Annotated in this window: 16 protein-coding genes; 7 read left to right on the forward strand and 9 right to left on the reverse strand. The window is 61.9% G+C overall.

Translation table 11 applies throughout. The features are described from left to right. Nucleotides 1-88: 88 nt before the first annotated feature. Nucleotides 89-217, reverse strand: coding sequence for a hypothetical protein (locus tag AC07V8_RS11210; protein ID WP_494678461.1), 129 nt, complete (start codon nt 215-217; stop codon nt 89-91). Between the two features lie 39 nt (nt 218-256). Next, complete coding sequence (locus tag AC07V8_RS11215) at nt 257-832, reverse strand: TMEM175 family protein (RefSeq protein ID WP_494678460.1); 576 nt, start codon at nt 830-832, stop codon at nt 257-259. Between the two features lie 275 nt (nt 833-1,107). Between AC07V8_RS11215 and AC07V8_RS11220 the strand changes: the two genes are divergently transcribed. Continuing rightward, entirely contained in the window at nt 1,108-1,422 is a 315-nt protein-coding gene (locus tag AC07V8_RS11220; RefSeq protein ID WP_494678459.1) for a hypothetical protein, read from the forward strand. Nucleotides 1,423-1,585: 163 nt separating this feature from the next. Here AC07V8_RS11220 and AC07V8_RS11225 read toward each other — a convergent pair whose 3' ends face one another. The 6 genes from AC07V8_RS11225 to AC07V8_RS11250 all read right to left on the reverse strand — a co-directional run bounded on the left by AC07V8_RS11225 (nt 1,586) and on the right by AC07V8_RS11250 (nt 7,144). Beyond that, a complete protein-coding gene (locus AC07V8_RS11225; RefSeq protein ID WP_494678458.1) occupies nt 1,586-3,421 on the reverse strand; it encodes a pilus assembly protein in 1,836 nt (611 codons plus the stop codon). 11 nt (nt 3,422-3,432) lie between these two features. Beyond that, nucleotides 3,433-3,945, reverse strand: a complete 513-nt coding sequence (locus AC07V8_RS11230; protein ID WP_494678457.1) for a pilus assembly PilX family protein — start codon at nt 3,943-3,945, stop codon at nt 3,433-3,435. Then, complete coding sequence (gene pilV / locus AC07V8_RS11235) at nt 3,942-4,475, reverse strand: type IV pilus modification protein PilV (protein WP_494678456.1); 534 nt, start codon at nt 4,473-4,475, stop codon at nt 3,942-3,944. The genes AC07V8_RS11230 and pilV overlap by 4 nt, the downstream gene beginning before the upstream one ends. Before the next feature lie 114 nt (nt 4,476-4,589). Further along, nucleotides 4,590-4,901: a metal-sensitive transcriptional regulator gene (locus AC07V8_RS11240; RefSeq protein ID WP_211442674.1), complete on the reverse strand. Its 312-nt coding sequence runs from the start codon at nt 4,899-4,901 to the stop codon at nt 4,590-4,592. Between the two features lie 66 nt (nt 4,902-4,967). Next, nucleotides 4,968-6,464 (reverse strand): sensor histidine kinase, encoded by a 1,497-nt coding sequence (locus AC07V8_RS11245; RefSeq protein ID WP_494678455.1) that lies wholly within the window; start codon nt 6,462-6,464, stop codon nt 4,968-4,970. Then, entirely contained in the window at nt 6,461-7,144 is a 684-nt protein-coding gene (locus AC07V8_RS11250) for a response regulator (protein WP_494678454.1), read from the reverse strand. The genes AC07V8_RS11245 and AC07V8_RS11250 overlap by 4 nt, the downstream gene beginning before the upstream one ends. Nucleotides 7,145-7,337: 193 nt before the next feature. Here AC07V8_RS11250 and AC07V8_RS11255 point away from each other — a divergent pair, with 193 nt between their 5' ends. The 6 genes from AC07V8_RS11255 to AC07V8_RS11280 all read left to right on the forward strand — a co-directional run bounded on the left by AC07V8_RS11255 (nt 7,338) and on the right by AC07V8_RS11280 (nt 16,142). Beyond that, nucleotides 7,338-8,318 (forward strand): Bug family tripartite tricarboxylate transporter substrate binding protein, encoded by a 981-nt coding sequence (locus tag AC07V8_RS11255; protein ID WP_494678453.1) that lies wholly within the window; start codon nt 7,338-7,340, stop codon nt 8,316-8,318. A gap of 167 nt (nt 8,319-8,485) precedes the next feature. Then, a complete protein-coding gene (locus tag AC07V8_RS11260) occupies nt 8,486-9,595 on the forward strand; it encodes an ABC transporter substrate-binding protein (protein ID WP_494678452.1) in 1,110 nt (369 codons plus the stop codon). 84 nt (nt 9,596-9,679) lie between these two features. After that, nucleotides 9,680-11,485 (forward strand): ABC transporter permease, encoded by a 1,806-nt coding sequence (locus AC07V8_RS11265; protein ID WP_494678451.1) that lies wholly within the window; start codon nt 9,680-9,682, stop codon nt 11,483-11,485. 37 nt (nt 11,486-11,522) lie between these two features. Further along, on the forward strand, nt 11,523-12,602 hold the full coding sequence (locus tag AC07V8_RS11270) for an ABC transporter ATP-binding protein (RefSeq protein WP_494678450.1): 1,080 nt from the start codon (nt 11,523-11,525) through the stop codon (nt 12,600-12,602). Nucleotides 12,603-12,709: 107 nt separating this feature from the next. Beyond that, nucleotides 12,710-13,786: a porin gene (locus AC07V8_RS11275; RefSeq protein WP_494678449.1), complete on the forward strand. Its 1,077-nt coding sequence runs from the start codon at nt 12,710-12,712 to the stop codon at nt 13,784-13,786. 169 nt (nt 13,787-13,955) lie between these two features. Further along, nucleotides 13,956-16,142 carry a M3 family metallopeptidase gene (locus AC07V8_RS11280; protein WP_494678448.1) on the forward strand — a complete coding sequence of 729 codons (2,187 nt, stop codon included), beginning with the start codon at nt 13,956-13,958 and terminating at the stop codon, nt 16,140-16,142. A gap of 87 nt (nt 16,143-16,229) precedes the next feature. On the opposite strand, the gene AC07V8_RS11285 is transcribed toward AC07V8_RS11280, so the two are convergent. Beyond that, a complete protein-coding gene (locus tag AC07V8_RS11285; RefSeq protein ID WP_494678447.1) occupies nt 16,230-16,715 on the reverse strand; it encodes an asparaginase domain-containing protein in 486 nt (161 codons plus the stop codon). Nucleotides 16,716-16,722: the final 7 nt, after the last annotated feature.

A 16,722-nucleotide genomic window follows, 5' to 3' on the forward strand; every position in this document is an offset into this window, starting at 1 on the left:
TCCTCACATATCGGTAATTCCAAAGCCTCGCCAACCGCGAGGCTTTTTTACATCCCAGCCCGGCAATCCCCGCCGGCGGTCATTGCGGTCATTGCGGCAACTGATATTTACGAGCCTCGTGTCGATAATAAAATGCCATCGCCAAGCCAGAAGCCGCACCAGTAATCACCGACAGCGGCAGCGCGTCGTTGCTGCGCCAGCTGCCGGTGGCCGCCAATTTTTCCAGGGCTTGATTGGCGGCTTGCGGAACGGCTTTTCAGCTGTTGATCACTTTTTCAATACGGCGATCCGGAATCAGCCACATGACGGCGACCAGCACATAGAGTCCCAGCCCGATCCAGCGGTTCAGAAAACAGAGCGGTATCGCCAGGGCATAGCCGGCCACCGAGATCTTGCCCTTGAAATCGCTGCCGACGGCCTTGGCCAGGGCGGAGTCCTTGCCATGCAGCTTGATCAGCACGCGGCTCAGGATGTAATAAGCGACACCGGCCATCATCAGCACCACGCCATACAGGGCGACCGGCACTTCCGAAAAATGATTTTCACCCATCCAGCCGGTGGCGAAGGGAATCAGGGAGAGCCAGAACAGCAAATGCAGATTGGCCCACAGCACCGAGCCGTTGATTTTTTGCACGGCGTGCAGCATGTGATGGTGGTTGTTCCAGTAGATGCCGGTGTAGATGAAACTCAGTACATAGCTGACAAACACCGGGTAGATCAGCCACAGTGCTGACAGGCTGGCTTCGTGCGGCACTTTCATTTCCAGCACCATGATGGTGATGATGATGGCGATGACGCCATCGCTGAAGGCTTCCAGGCGGCCCTTGCCCATGCGTGCTTCCTTTATTGTTCTGGTTGATCAGGCTGCCCAGGCAGCGCGCGCCTCGCCGCGATTGTGCACCGATACGCTTCTCTGTGGATCGCGTCAAATAAGGCGAATCAGGAAAATGACATGCTAACCCGCATTAATTTTTGCCACAATAAATTACTTAACGTTACACTTGTTGCCTTTCGGAATAACATTGACGCGCGCTAGCCCGTAAACTGAGGCTGTGAAATGGCGAAATCGCTGCAGATAGATTGGCAAACAGGAAATCAGATAATCAAATGAAAAAACTTTTAGCATGTCTGGCGTTTGGCGCCATCGCAGCGGGTGCGTGCGGCAGTGCTGCTGCCGGCGTGAATGTCGGTGTCGGCATTTATGTACCGTCGCCGCAACCTTACTATCCGCCGGTAGTGCAGTACGAACCGCGCTATGTGCCGGCGCCGGTCTATTACCCGCCGCCGCAGCCGGTCTATGTGGAACCGGGCTGGCGCGAACACCGCGAATGGCGCGAGCGGCGCGACGAAGATTGGCGCCGCGAAGAATGGCGTCGCCGGGAAGGATGGCGTGAGCATCATCGCCACCATGACGACGATTGAGTTTCAATCCAGCTAAGGGCCCGCGTTCAGCGGGCTTTTTAACGTCTCCGACACTCTGCCAACGGAACAGTATTGCCGATCAGCCCGCGCGCGCCGGTATGGTCCGGCATCAGGACGCCGGATATTCCCCGTTCACGATCTCTGCTCAAGCGACTCGCCGCCTCTAGTCGGGATCGACAACAGCCGCAGGCACCGGCAATTGGCGCCAGGTCCGCACCGGGGACCGGGTTCGCGGATTGATATCGACCGCATGCGGCAAGCCGTCGCGGCCGGCGATCACCAGCTGTTTGCGGCCATCCGGCAGCTTGATGAAAATCGGCGTGACCATGGAGGCGGGCACATCGACCAGCGCGGCATGGTTCAGAAGCCCGATGAATGCGCCATCGCTGCTGGCGCCACCGCTGTTGTAGTCGAGCGCAAGCAGGTAGGACTTGTCATGCGCGGGCGCATAAGTCAGCACCCACAAGAGGCCATCGACAATTTGCAGCTTGCCGACGACATAGCCGATCTTTTCCGGCAGGTCGACATACCAGCCGCGCGACACGCTCCAATCGACGCCATTGTTGCTTAGCTGCCATGTGCCATCGCTGCCTTCACTCAGCATCTGCTGCTGCAACTGTTCTCTGCCGCTGACGGGGCCGCTCCCAGCCTTGTCCCAGACGCCATACAGGCTTTGCCTTTGCGCCTCGCCTGGAATCCTGCCATCGCCGGGCTTGCCGCCGCTGAACATGACCAGGGCGCCGCCTTTGGCATGCTGTGCAAGCAAGGGCTGTTGCGTGATCGATTGCGGTTTGCCGCCCTTGTCGGCAGCGATGAACAGGGGCGTCTTGCTGAAAGCGACCTGCCAGCGCTGAGGCTCATCCGCGCTCAAATCGACTTTCCAGAGCCAGCCTCGCAAATCGCCGGCGTAGATCGCACTGACAGCGCGCTGCGGGTTGAATACCGGCGCCGGCGTCGCCAGGCCGTTCGGCGATTCGGCGTCTCCTGCGCCGACGGCGATTTTTTTGATCAGACCTCCATCGGACAACTCGACCAGATACAGCACGGCACTCAGGTTTTCGCTTTGGTAGCCGTTGCCATAGATTGCCGCCCAGGCGCCGTTCGCCAGCCGGACGGCGAACGCCTCCCCGATCAGGTGCCCCATGTCGTCGTCGCTTGCTCCTGTGCCGTCGTCTTCGGCGCTCCGTTGCCACAGCAACGGCGCAGGAACCGGCGGTGTGCTAACATCCAGCGCAAACAGGCTCCTGGCGCCGCCGCCGGTTGCGCCCAGCAGGATGGTTTTCCACGCGGCGCCCAGATAAGCGTCGCCAACGCTGAGCAAGCCATCCACGTAGGGACGATGGAGGTAGCCGGCTTCGCTCAATCGAGGCAAGGCGTCAAATACCGCGCTTGGCACAAAGGCGCTGGTTTCGACGCCGCCGAGGGCATCGAACGCATGCAGCATGCCGTCGTTGGCGCCGACGTAAAGCATGGCCTGGCGCCGCTTCTTGCTTTTGACATATTCCTGATAGGCGCTGCCGCCGGCGCCGCCTGGGAGGAACTGATATGCAGAGTCGGACAGACCCACATACAGCGGTGCGGAATACATGATGTCGCCCAGCTTGCCATGGCGATTGCGGAAGCCGCCGACGCCATGCTTGGCTTCCAGCGCGTCATTGCCTCTCAAGTACTCCAGCAGATCTTCGGAAGACAATAGGGCTCTTTGCGCATCGTCCAGCTGCAGCCATTCGAATGCTATCGCGTTGGCGTTGCCTGAGGCTGTACCGATACGGCGCGACCGCCATGGCGGAATCAGATCGGCGGCATCCCACCGGGCGACTTTGGCAACGCCGTCTGTGCCAACCGGATAGGCTTTCACATGTCCCAGCCATGACCCCGCTTCATAGCTGCCGACATAGACGAAGGGCGGTTCATCCGGCGTCTCCGCAGCAGGAGCGGAAGCCGGGGCAGAGGACAAGACCAGAACGATGGCGCAAATGCAGGGAAACAGAGGGCTCATGAGACGCCGGCTTAGAGGAGCAGATAACTCTGCAACAGCACCACCGCCGCATTGCCGGCGCCGACGCCGCGCGCGGTAATCCGGAAGGCTGGCCGCGGCTGTGGCGCGTGCAGCTGGAATTGCAGGTCGGCGTCCAGCTCCAGGCGCTCGGCCAGGCAGCGGGCCGGCGCTGCCGGGGCAAGGCCTTCAGTGCCGATGCGAGGTACCGGAATGGATATCTTGTCGTTGCGCCAGCTATCGGCCATTTCCCAGTAATGCATGCTGTTTGCGCCATCCACCGCAACCGGTCCTTGCCTGAGCTGCGGAATCGTGACCGGCGACAGTTGCAGTTGATTCTCGCAAAAGCGCAAGGCATGTTCGGCGGCCTGGAATGCCAGTTGCCGGCTACCGGCATTGGCAGCCATCCTTTCTTCCAGCAGCGCCGTGCTCAGGGCGCTGAAACCCAGAAAGGCCATGACCAGCAGGCTGATCAGCAGCATCGGCAACACCGCGCCGCGTTGCAGGCAAAGGCTAACGCGCTTCATGGCAGGAACGCGGTAGCGAAGCAGGCGACATCTTTATAGCTTGCGGGATCGGCGGCGAGCGGCCGGCAATTTTCAGCAAACGGGGCGCCCGGGACGCTGGCATCGCGGAAATACACCCGTATCGTGAAACCGCTGCTGACCGAGCCGCTGATCTCGCCCCAGCCTCCCGTCAACGCATCGCTGAGGCGGCTGCGCCAGTCATGGATGTCCCGTGCCGCCAGTTCCTGCGCCGTGCAGCGGCCGGGATTGAAGCAGGCCGGCGCCAGCGCATCCAATGCCGGATAGATCTGCCGCGGCAAATTGTAGGCGCCCTCGTGCGCACCGCGGATATTGGCGCGCACCCGCTCGGCAAGATCGGCGCCGAACTGGCCCGCCGTGGCGCGCACATGCGCTGTCTTTTGATAGCGCAGCGCCGTGGTCTGCATGTCGATCAGGGCAAACATGGCGAAGGCGACGATGGCCATCGCCACCAGCACTTCTATCATGCCGGTCCCGGACTGCGCAGCGGGGCGATTGCCGGCCACGATCATGCCTTACTCCTTTTCAGCGCCACATTTTGAGAAAGGAATTATAGGAATGACACGGAGGTTTACGAAATAAGGGATGCGCCTAAAGTCTGTCGGCAGCGCCTTGAAGAACAAACGTCAGCCGAACTTGTCCAGCAGCGCCGCCAGATTCTGCGCACTCTGCAAGGCCTGCTCCGGCGTGGCCGCAGCTGCGCTGTGGGTGACGATGGCATCGGTCAGCAGGGTGATGAAGGCGCGGTCCAGCGCCTTGCGGGCCGCCGCCAGCTGCTGGGCGACGCTGTCGCAGTCGGCCGGCACGGCGGCATTGGCGATCAGTTTCTGCACGCCGCGGATCTGGCCCTCGACCCGCGCCAGCCGGTTCAGCAAATCCTTCTTCTGCGCATCTGTCAGCGCCGTGCCGTGCACCATCTTGATGGATGTATCGCTCAAAGCCAGTCTCCTTCACCAGGAACATCATGCCAGGTAGCTTACCAAGGCGGAGGCAAAACGCAAATCCTAAGCCCAATGCGCCAATGACGACAAAGGAAAACTCAGCGTGACCTTTAGCCCGGCGGCGCCATCCGTGCCGTCGCCGGCGTCGCCCAGCACGATCTGCGCGCCATGCGAGCTGGCGATATCGCGCACGATGGACAGGCCGAGGCCGGCGCCGCTGGGATTCTGCTGCTGCGCCGACGGCGCCCGGTAGAAAGCGGAAAAGACCCGTTCGCGGTCTTCGGCAGCGATGCCCATGCCGCTGTCTTCCACTTGCAGCAGCGCGCGCTGCGCCACGCTGTCGTAGCGCACACGCAAGGTTACCTTGCCGCCGGCCGGCGTATAGTGAATCGCATTGTCGAGCAGATTGCTGACCAGCTCGTGCAACAGCAGGGCACTGCCGTCCACCATCAGATCCTCGCCGGCATCGAAGGACAAGTCGATCTGTTTCTTGACAGCCATGAGCGCGTATTCGAGCCCGACCTGGCGTGTAATGCTGGTCAGCGACACCGGCGCCACGCCGCTCTCGGCCACGCCATGCTCGGCGCGCGCCAGCGTCAGCAAACGGTTTGCCAGGTGCACCGTGGCGTCGGTGGTGCCGGCGATGCTGGCGACGATCTCGCGCATGTCTTGCCAGGCACGCGGGTCGTTGGGATGACGGTCAAGCTCGCGCATGGCCAGCTCAGCTTGTGTTTTCAGCACCGTCAACGGCGTGCGCAGCTGGTGCGAGGCATCGGCGATGAAACGGCGCTGGCCGCTGATCAGCGTCTGCAAGCGCCCCATATAGCCATTCATGGCGACCACCAGCGGCCGCACTTCCTTGTGCACCTGGTCGGCGTCGAAATCGGCCAGGTCGGTGCTGGCGCGCGCTTCCACCGTCGCTTTCAGCTGCATCAGCGGGCGCAGCACGAAGCGCACCGCAAACCACACCAGCAGCGCCGCCACGCACACCAGCAGACCTTGCCGCCACAAGGTGCTGAACAGGATCTTGCGTGTCAGGTCGCTGCGCGCATCCATGGTTTCGCCGACCTGGATCAGGGCGATGCCGCGCATCGAGTCGTCGTAGACCGGCTGATAGAGGGCGGCGATGCGCACCGGCTGGTTGTGATAGCTGGCGTGATAGAAGCGCACCAGCGCCGGATAGATTTCCGAGCGCGGCACATCGGGCGGCAGCGCCGGCAAGTCTTCGTAGCCGGAGACGAATTCACCCCGGGTGCCGGTGACCTTGTAGTAGATGCGTCCCAGGGTGTCGGTTTCAAAGCTGTCCAGCGCGACGTAGGGGACATCCGCAACGACTTTACCGTCTACCACCGACACGCGCTCCGCCAGCGCGCGGGTAGAAGCGAGCAAGGCGCGGTCGTACGCCAGGTCGGCCACATCGAGCGCATTGCGGTAGACCGAAAAAGCATCCAGCGCCACCAGCAGCAGCAATGGGATCAGCAGCCAGCTCAACAGCTGGCTGCGCAAGCTTCCCAGGGATTTTGCGGGTTTGGCGGCGGCAGGGCTGGCTGGCGCATTCATTTTACGACGGCGACTTCCAGCAGATAGCCGAGGCCGCGCAAGGTGGTGATGGCGACCGCTTCGGCGCCGTTGCGGATCAATTTTTTGCGCAGCCGGTGGATATAGATTTCTATCGCATCGGGATTGGCGTCGTCGACCAGGGAAAATACTTCATCGAACAATTTTTCCTTGGACACCACGCGTCCGGCGCGGCTGATCAGCACTTCCAGCACCGCATGTTCGCGCGGCGTCAGCGCCAGCGCCGCGCCGCCGTAGCTGAACATGCGCGTGACGGTATCGAACTGCAGCGCGCCGCAGCTGTAGACCGGCGCCTCTCCGCCTTGCGCCCGCCGCAGCAAGGCTTTGACGCGCGCCTCCAGTTCGACCAGTTCGAAGGGCTTGGCCAGGTAATCGTCGGCGCCCAGGTTCAAGCCTTGCACGCGGTCCTGCAAGCCGCCGCGCGCGGTCAGGATCAGCACCGGCGTCTTGCTGCCGCGCGCGCGCAGGCGCTTCAAGACCTCCAGGCCGTCCATCTTCGGCAGGCTGAGGTCGAGTATCACTAGTGCATACTGCTGGGTATGCAGCAGGCTGTCGGCATCGGCGCCGTTCATGGCGCATTCGACCGACCAGTGGGCATCCTGCAATGCCTTGGTCAGCCAGCGCGACAGCTCGACATGGTCTTCAATCAGCAAAATCCGCATGGCTTGGGGCAGTTGGGATTAAAAAAAGAGGACGTTAATACTCACACAGAAAACCGCTGTTGGCAAAATGTGAGTGAAAGGAAAATGAAAGACTGGGGCCGCTATGATGCAAAAAAACGTATAAAAGCCCGGTTTCACCCCTGCCGCCGATCAGGCGCCGCAGGAGGCATAACAACAGAATGGGTAGGAGACAATGAATTCTGCAATCGCCCGGATTTGTGCACTCGGTGCACTCGTCACATCCGTCACGCTCGTTGCGCAGGCAGCGCCGCTGCAGTGCCTCGCCCCGGCCAAGCCGGGCGGCGGCATGGCTGTCACCTGCAAGCTGATCCAGAAAGGCTTACAGATCCCGGCCGTCGCCGAGGCGCAGGAAGATCCCCTGAAGATCAGTTACTTGCCGGGCGGCATCGGCGCCGTCGCCTGGAATTCCATCGTCAGCCAGCGCCGCGCCGAAGCCGATACGCTGGTGGCGTTTTCCGGCGGTTCGCTGATGAATCTGGCGCAGGGAAAATACGGCGATGCCGACGTCAGCAATGTGCGCTGGGTGGCGGCCATCGGCGTCGACTACGGCATGATTGCAGTGCGCCACGATTCTCCCTATAAGACGCTGCGCGACCTGCTGGCCGCGCTCAAGAAAAATCCGGCCCAGGTCACGATCGGCGCCGCCGGCACCGTCGGCAGCCAGGACTGGCTGAAAATCTCCATACTGGCCAAGCAAAGCCAGATCGATTCCAAGACCCTGCGCTTCGTCGCGCTGGAAGGCGGCGGCGAAGCCTTCACCGCCTTGCGCGCCGGCCATGTGCAGGTCGTCTCCGGCGACGCCTCGGAAGCCACCCTGCATTCGCTCGATGGTGAAATCCGTATCCTTGCCGTGCTGTCCGAACAGCGCCTGCCGGGCGCGCTGGCGCAGGTGCCGACCGCGCGCGAGCAGGGCCTAGCGGTGAGCTGGCCGATCATCCGCGGCGTCTATGTCGGACCGGAAGTCAGCGATGCCGCCTACCGGCATTGGGTCAAGCGCTTCGACGCCATGATGGCGACGCCTGAATTCACGCAGCTGCGCGCCGCCACCGGGCTTTCACCGTTCGCCATGAGCGGCAACCAGCTGACAGCATATATAAAGAAAACCGTTGAAGACTACCGCAAGCAATCGGACCAGCTCGGCTTAATTAGATAAACCCCGGATAAACCCCGCCGCGGCCTCCGGCCCGGCAAAACTCCCGCAAGCGACAGCAAGTGGCCGCCACGCCTTGGCAGGCCGGTGCTCGACTGTTGCCTGCAGCTTTTAACCCGGATTCATCAGCAGCACCCATAACCATCTGAAACCATCAGGAGACGACACCCATGTTGATCAAAAAACCTTTAAAACCATTGGCTGCGGTGTTCGCCGCTCTCTCATTCAGCCTGGCGCTGAACGCTTCCGCACAAGCGCCGGCCGGCTATCCGGCGGATTACGCCAAGATCGTCGACAGCGCAAAAAAGGAAGGCAAGCTGGTGATCTACAGCGCCACCGATTCCAAGGCGGCGGAACCGCTGATCAAGGATTTCAGCGCGCTCTATCCCGGCGTCAAGGTCGAGTTCAACGACATGAATTCGACCGAAGTCTATAACCGCTTCATCTCCGAAGCCGCCGCCGGCGGCGCCACCGCCGACGTGCTGTGGTCGTCAGCCATGGACCTGCAGTTCAAGCTGGTCAGCGAAGGCTACGGCGCGGTCTACAAGTCGCAGGAAGCGGCAGCGATTCCGGCCTGGGCCAACTACAAGGACAGCGCCTACGGCACCACTTTCGAGCCGTTGGCGATTGTCTATAACAAGCGTCTGGTCAGTGCCGACGAAGTGCCGGCCACCCACGCCGACCTGGTCAAGCTGCTGAGCACGAAGGCCGACAAGTTCCGCAACAAGGTCACCACCTACGATATCGAAAAATCCGGCGTCGGCTTTTCCTTCATCACCGAAGATGCGCAGATCAATCCGCAATTCTGGGACCTGGCCAAGACCTTCGGCGACGTCAGCATCCGCGTGCAATCCTCCACCGGCACCATGCTGGAGCGGATTTCCTCGGGCGAGAACCTGATCGGCTACAACGTCATCGGTTCCTATGCACAGGCGCGCGCCGCCAAGGATCCATCGCTCGGCGTGGCCTTCACCAAGGATTACAACCTGGTGCTGTCGCGCGTGGTGTTCATCAACAAGTCAGCCAAGAACATGAACGCCGCCAAGCTGTGGGTCGATTACCTGCTGTCCAAGCGCGGCCAGACCGTCATCTCGACTGAATCGCAGCTGTATTCGCTGCGCTCGGATGTCGGCGGCAACGCCACCGTGGCCGGCCTGACCACGCAGCTCGGCAATGCGCTCAAGCCGATCCCGTTGACCCCGGCCTTGCTGCAATACCTGGACCAGAGCAAGCGCCTGGCTTTCCTCAAGCAGTGGAAGGCTGCTGCGGGCAAGAAGTAACAGCAGGATTGGCAGGATCCAGGCCGGCTGCCCCGAGCGCAGCCGGCCGCAGTTTTCAAGCAGGTTTTCAGCAAGGTACACACTATGACTTCGATTTCTCCTCCCCATCCGCTGGCCAGCCGCTCCCGGCTGGCGCGCCTCAACTGGCCGCGCGGACTGGTGGTCACGCTGGCGGCGGTGGCGATTTTCCTGCCGCTGCTGCTGATTTTCTATCAAAGTTTTTTATCCGCGCCATTTTTCGCGCCGGTCAAAACCCTGAGCCTGGAACCGTATCGCTTCATCTTCGACGATCCGGATTTCCGCCAGGCTTTCATTAACGGCCTGCTGCTGGCCAGCGGCCTGGCCCTGATCGCGGTGCCGCTGGGCGGCATGCTGGCCTTCCTGATGGTGCGCACCGACCTGCCGGGCCGCAACTGGATCGCGCCGATGCTGCTGGTGCCGATTTTTGTTTCGCCGATGGTGATCGCTTTCGGCTATGTGGTGGCTATGGGACCGGTCGGCTTCTATACCGTGTGGATGCAGGACCTGCTGCGCATGGTGGGTATCGAGGCGACGCCATGGAATGTGTACGCCTTCCCCAGCATCGTCATCATCGCCGGCCTGACCCACGTGCCGCATGTTTACCTGTACGCCTCGGCGGCGCTGAAGAGCCTCGGCGCCGACGTCGAAGAAGCCGCGCGCGTAGCCGGCGCTTCGCCGCTGCAGGTGGCGCTGAACGTGTCGCTGCCGATGATCATGCCGGCGCTGGCCTATGCCGGCGTGCTGGTGTTTTTCCTCGGCTTTGAAGTGTTCGGCCTGGTGCTGGTGCTGGGCGATCCGGAAGGCCACCTGGTGCTGCCGACCTATCTGTACAAGCTGACCAACAAGCTCGGCACGCCTTCCTATCACCTGATGGCGGCGGTCGCAGTGTGCCTGGTGGCGGTGACCCTGCCGCTGGTGATGATACAGCGCTGGCTGCTGCGTTCGGCCAACAAGTATGTCTCGATCAAGGGCAAGGGTGCGCGGCAGAAGGCGCTGCCGCTGGGCAAATGGAAATGGCTGGCGTTCAGCCTGATCGCGGCCTGGCTGATTTTCACCATCGTGATTCCCTTGTCCGGCATCGCCTTGCGCGCCTTCGTTTCGCATTGGGGTTACGGCGTGTCGCTGCTCGATGCGCTGACTTTCCAGCACTTCCGCGACATCTGGGAGCAGCCGGCGCTGGTGCGCGGCATCGTCAACACCATCCTGATCGGCGTCATCGGCGGCGCGATTGCGGTGGCCTGCTATTGCTGCATCGCGCTGGCAATGCACCGCAAGGCCGACGGCATCACTCGCTTCCTCGACTACAGCGTGCTGATTCCGCGCGCCGTGCCGGGACTGCTGGCCGGCCTGTCGTTCCTGTGGGTATTCCTGTTCGTGCCGTCTTTCCTCGACAGTTTCCTGAAGGGCTTCGACAACGTGGTCGCCAACTGGCTGGTGGAAAATTTCATTCCGCAATTGCGCGAGCTGCGTTCCACCATTTTCTCGGTATGGCTAGCGTATTCGGTGGTGTGGCTGGCGTATGGCTTGCGCCTGATCACGACGGCGCTGCTGCAAGTCGGACCGGAGCTGGAAGAAGCTGCCCGCGCAGTCGGCGCGCGCCGTTCGCAAGTCACGCGCGACGTCACCTTGCCGCTGGTGCGCTACGGCGTGCTGGGCGCCTGGCTGATGGTGTTCCTGATCTTCGAACGCGAATATTCCACCGGCGTGTACCTGCTGTCGCCCGGCACCGAAGTCATCGGCGCGCTCATCGTGTCGCTGTGGGCTTCCGGTTCGGTCGACCTGGTGGCGACGCTGTCCTTTATCAACATCACGCTGGTGGCCATCGGCCTCGGCATCGCGCTGCGCTTCGGCATCAAGCTGCACGACTGAGCTGCACCACTAAGCAAAACGAAAACAGGAAATCATCATGAGCGAATTAAGTGTCAACAACCTGCATCTCGACTACGGCAGCGGCGCCAGCGCCAATCCGATTCTCAAAGGCGTGTCGATGGAATTGCAGCGCGGCGAAGTGGTCGCCCTGCTGGGTCCTTCCGGCAGCGGCAAGACCACCTTGCTGCGCGCCGTAGCAGGCCTGGAATCGCCGAAATCCGGCAGCATCCAGATCGGCGAACGCATCATGTTCGACGGCCAGCGCAAACTGGAAATTCCGGCCGAAGAACGCAATCTCGGACTGGTGTTCCAGTCGTATGCCTTGTGGCCGCACAAGACCGTGTCCGACAATGTCGGCTACGGCCTCAAGCTGCGCAAGATGAACGGCAGCGATATCGCCCAACGGGTCAAGACTGTGCTCGGCCAGCTCGGCCTCGGCCACCTCGGCGAGCGCTTTCCGCACCAGCTTTCCGGCGGCCAGCAGCAGCGGGTGGCGATCGCCCGCGCGCTGGTGTACAACCCGCCGGTGATCCTGCTCGATGAGCCGCTCTCCAACCTCGATGCCAAGCTGCGCGAAGAAGCGCGCGCCTTCCTGCGCGAGCTGATCGTGCGGCTGGGCCTGTCGGCGCTGATGGTGACCCACGACCAGGCCGAGGCGATGGCGATCTCGGACCGCATCCTGCTGCTCAACAACGGCAAGATCGAACAGCAGGGCACGCCGCAAAGCATGTACGAAACGCCGGACACCTTGTTCACGGCGGAATTCATGGGCAGCAACAACCGCCTGTCCGCCAAGCTGCTGCAGCGCGATGGCGCCCAGGCCTTGCTGCAGGTTGAAGGCGGCAACGTTAGCGCCACCTTGCGCGGCGGCGCCGCTGCCGGCGACACCAAGGAAGCGGTCGCCATCATCCGCGTCGAGCAAGTCAACATTGCCGACACCCCGGTCGAGAACAGCATCAGGCTGCCGCTGGCCACCTGCATGTATCTGGGCGATCGCTGGGAATGCGTATTCCGCAACGGCGACGACAGCAGCGTCTTGCGCGCCTATGCGCGGCAGCGGCTGGCGCCGGGCGAGTACTGGCTGCAATTGCCGCAAGACGCGCTATGGGCTTTCTGATTGCAGACTAAAGAAGAGGAAAGGGGGGAGAGCTCACACAACAGCCTTTGTGCAGCTGCTCGGCATTCGCACAGCCAACAAAAAAATACCATACTGGAGGAAGCAACATGAACAGACAACACCTGGCGGCCGCCACCCTGGCCGCGCTCGGGGCAATCACGTCCGGCGCTTACGCGCAAACCAATGTCAGCATCTACGGCCTCATCGATACCGGCGTCGAGTACGTCAACCACGCCAACGCCAGCAAGGACAGCCTGCTGCGCCTCAGTTCCGGCGCCATGAACACTTCGCGCATCGGCTTTCGCGGCAGCGAGGACCTGGGCGGCGGCCTGAAAGCCGTGTTCCAGCTGGAAAACGGCTTCAAGACCGACACCGGCGAATTCGACAGCGCAGGCGTGCTGTTCAACCGGCAAGCCAATGTCGGCCTGGAAGGCGGCTTTGGCCGGGTGGTCCTGGGCCGCTCCTTTACCACCACTTATGACTTCATCCTGCCGTTCGACCCCATGGGTTATTCGGCCCAGTATTCGTGGGTGACTTCGGCCGGCGCCACCGGCGGGCGCAAGGACGGCATGCCGACCAACCTGCAGAACATCGTCAAGTACCAGGGCAAGTTCGGCGACTTCAAGCTGGGCGCCACCTATGGCTTTGGCGAGACTGCCGGCAGCGCCAGCGACAGCGCGAAATACGATCTGGGCGTGGGCTACGAAAGCGGTCCTTTCCGTGTCGCCTTGACCTATGACCGGGTCAACGGCGCCGCCGCCAGCGCTACCAGCAGCGCTTACGACAAGGCCACCAGCATCCACCTGGCCGGCAATTACCAGCTCGGCGACAACCTGAGCATGAGCCTGGGTTATCGCAACTACAAGAAGACGCTGGCGTCGAACGCACCCGACCTGCGCAGCGATTTCTTCTGGGGAGGCGCCAGCTACAAGGTGACGCCGGTAGTGACGCTGATCGGCGCCATCTACTATCAAAACATCAAGAACGTCGCCAGCGGCAAGGATGCCGATCCGATCATGTATTCGGTGCGCGGCAAGTACGCGCTGTCGAAACGTACCGACCTGTATCTGAGCGCGGCCTATGCCAAGGCCAAGAACCAGCAGCTGGTCGGCCTGTCGCGTGACGATATCGCCTACGGCAGCAGCCAGACCGGCGTGATTGGCGGGATCCAGCACCGCTTCTGAACCTGCAGCAAGCGGGCCGGGATGGCGCTGGAACATGCAGCGCCATCCCGGCCTGTATTTACCTGGCTTCAGCTCGAAAAAGCCGGGAAAAGCCTCATCCATTCTTCATGAATGCGGCGTAAAATGTTTCGTCAGAAAAACAATTGCCGTACTCACTCCAGGAGAATAGATGCAAGTTTCGACGAAACGTATCGCGGTATGCGGGTTGATGGTGACTGCCGCCGTAAGCCTGATGGCCTGCGACGTGCCGACCAAGGCCTCACAGAACGCCGCCACCGCCAGCGCAGCCTATGCCGCATCTTCGCCGTTCGCGCAGATCAGCTCCCTGCCTTACAACCTGCCGCCTTTCGACAAGATCAAGGATTCCGACTACCAGCCTTCGTTCGAAGCCGGCATGGCGCAGCAGCGCCAGGAAGTCAGCGCCATCGCCGCCAACCCGGCGGCGCCCACCTTCGACAATACGATCGTGGCGCTGGAGCGTTCCGGCCAGATGCTGGGACGGGTCAAGGATGTTTTCTTCAACCTGATCAGCGCCAACACCAGCCCGGTGCTGGACCAGACCCAGCAGGATATCGCCCCTAAGCTGGCTGAGCATGAAGACGCGATTTTCCTCGATCCTGCCTTGTTCGCCCGTATCGAACAGCTGTACCAGCAGCGCGCCGGCCTTGGCCTCGATCCTGAATCGCTGCGCCTGCTGGAGCGTTACCGGACTGACTTCGTCAGGGCCGGCGCGCGCCTGTCGCCGGCGGAAAAAGATCAGTTGCGCAAGATGAACCAGCAGCTTTCTTCGCTGACCACGCAATTCCAGCAAAACCTGCTGAAATCCAGCAATGAAGGCGCGATCGTGATCGACAAGGTCGCCGACCTGGATGGCTTGTCGGCAGAGGGCATCGCCGCCGCCGCGCAAGCCGCCGCCAGCCGCAAGCTGGAAGGCAAGTGGCTGATCACGCTGCAAAACACCACCGACCAGCCGGTGCTGGCGCAGCTCAAGAATCGCCAGCTGCGCGAGCGCATCTATAAAGCCTCGATCAACCGCGGCGACGGCGGCGCCGGCGACAACGTCGGCAATGTCGCCCAGATCGTCAAGCTGCGGGCACAGCGCGCTGCCTTGCTGGGTTATCCGAACCACGCGGCCTATGTGCTGGAAGAGGAAACCGCCGGCACTCCGGCCGCGGTCAACAAGATGCTGGCGCAGCTGGCGCCGCCGGCTGCCGCCAACGCCCGCAGGGAAGCGGCCGCCATGCAGCAGCTGATCGACCGCCAGGCCAAGGCTAGCCATACCAAGCCGTTCAAGCTGCAGCCGTGGGACTGGGGCTTTTACTCGGAACAGGTGCGCAAGGCGCGCTACAGCTTCGATGAATCCCAGATCAAGCCTTACTTCGAACTCAACAACGTGCTGCAGGAAGGCGTGTTCTACGCCGCCCACGAACTGTACGGCGTCACGTTCAAGGAGCGCACCGACCTGCCGGTATACCAGCAGGATGTGCGCGTCTTCGAGGTGTTCAATGAAGACGGTTCGGCGCTCGGCCTGTTCCTGTTCGATCCGTTCGCGCGCGACAACAAGCAAGGCGGCGCCTGGATGAACAACTATGTCTCGCAGTCGCACCTGTTCGGCACCAAGCCGGTGGTGTCGAACAATATCAACATCGCCAAGCCGCCCGCAGGCAAGCCGGTGCTGCTCAGTTTCGACGAAGTCAACACGCTGTTCCACGAGTTCGGCCATGGCTTGCACGGCTTGTTCTCGAACGTCGAATATCCGATGTTCTCCGGCGCCTCGGTGCCGCCCGACTTTGTCGAGTATCCGTCGCAGTTCAACGAAATGTGGTCGCACGATCCGAAGGTGCTGGCGCACTACGCCAAGCATTACGAGACCGGCAAGCCGATGCCGCGGGCGCTGCTCAACAAGCTGCTGGCGGCGCGCAAGTTCAGCGCCGGCTACGATACTTCCGAGTACCTGGCGGCGGCGATGCTGGACCAGTCCTGGCACCAGCTGTCGACCAACCAGACACCGGACGTCACCGATGTGATGGCGTTTGAAGCCAAGGCGCTGGGCAGCGCCAAGGGCTACGTGGTGCCGCCGCGCTATCACACGACGTACTTCTCGCACGTCTTCTCCAACGGCTACTCCGCCGGTTACTACGCTTACATCTGGAGCGACGTGCTGGCCAAGGATACCGAGCACTGGATGAATACCCACGGCGGCCTGAAGCGCGCCAACGGCGACCTGCTGCGCGCCAAGGTGCTGTCGCGCGGCTTCAGCGGCGATCCCAGCGCCTTGTTCAAGGATTTCTACGGACGCGGCCCGGATGTCGGGCCTTTGCTGGAAGCGCGCGGCCTGAGCGGCGCCGCCAAGTAGTTGCAGGAAAAATGTGAAAATGTGAAACGGGGCAGAAATTCTGCCCCGTTTTTTTTCGTCTGCGCCAGATCCGGCAGGTGGTTGACGTTACAGCGGCTCGAAAACCCCTGCAGTGCGGTTCTTCGCTACCTTGTCCCAGGCAAAGATCTTGCCGTTCATCGCCACGTACACGCCATGCGGCAAGACTTGCGCAACGCCGCAGGCAAAGCCGAAATTGAACAGGGCGTCGGAATTGGCGATGGCATAGGGAATCATCGCACCGGTCACCACGATGGTCTTGTCCAGGACCGCCGCTCCCAGCACCGCGGCAGTTTCGCGCATGGTGTCGGTGCCGTGGATGATGACGATCGCTTCTTCCTTGGCATGGCTGCAGGACGCCAGCACGCGCCGGCGGTCGATGTCCTGCATGTCGAGCGAATCGAGCAGCGGCAGCTCTTCCAGCGCGATTTCCGTGGTGATGCGGGCGCGCTGGATCACTTGCGGCAGGTGGCTGGCGGCAAAGGTCAGCTTGCCGGCGATCTCGTCGTAGTGTTTATCGAAAGTGCCGCCGGTGGCGATGATGCGTAAAGCCATGAGAATC

The organism is Collimonas sp. GW821-FHT02H07, from assembly GCF_059421505.1.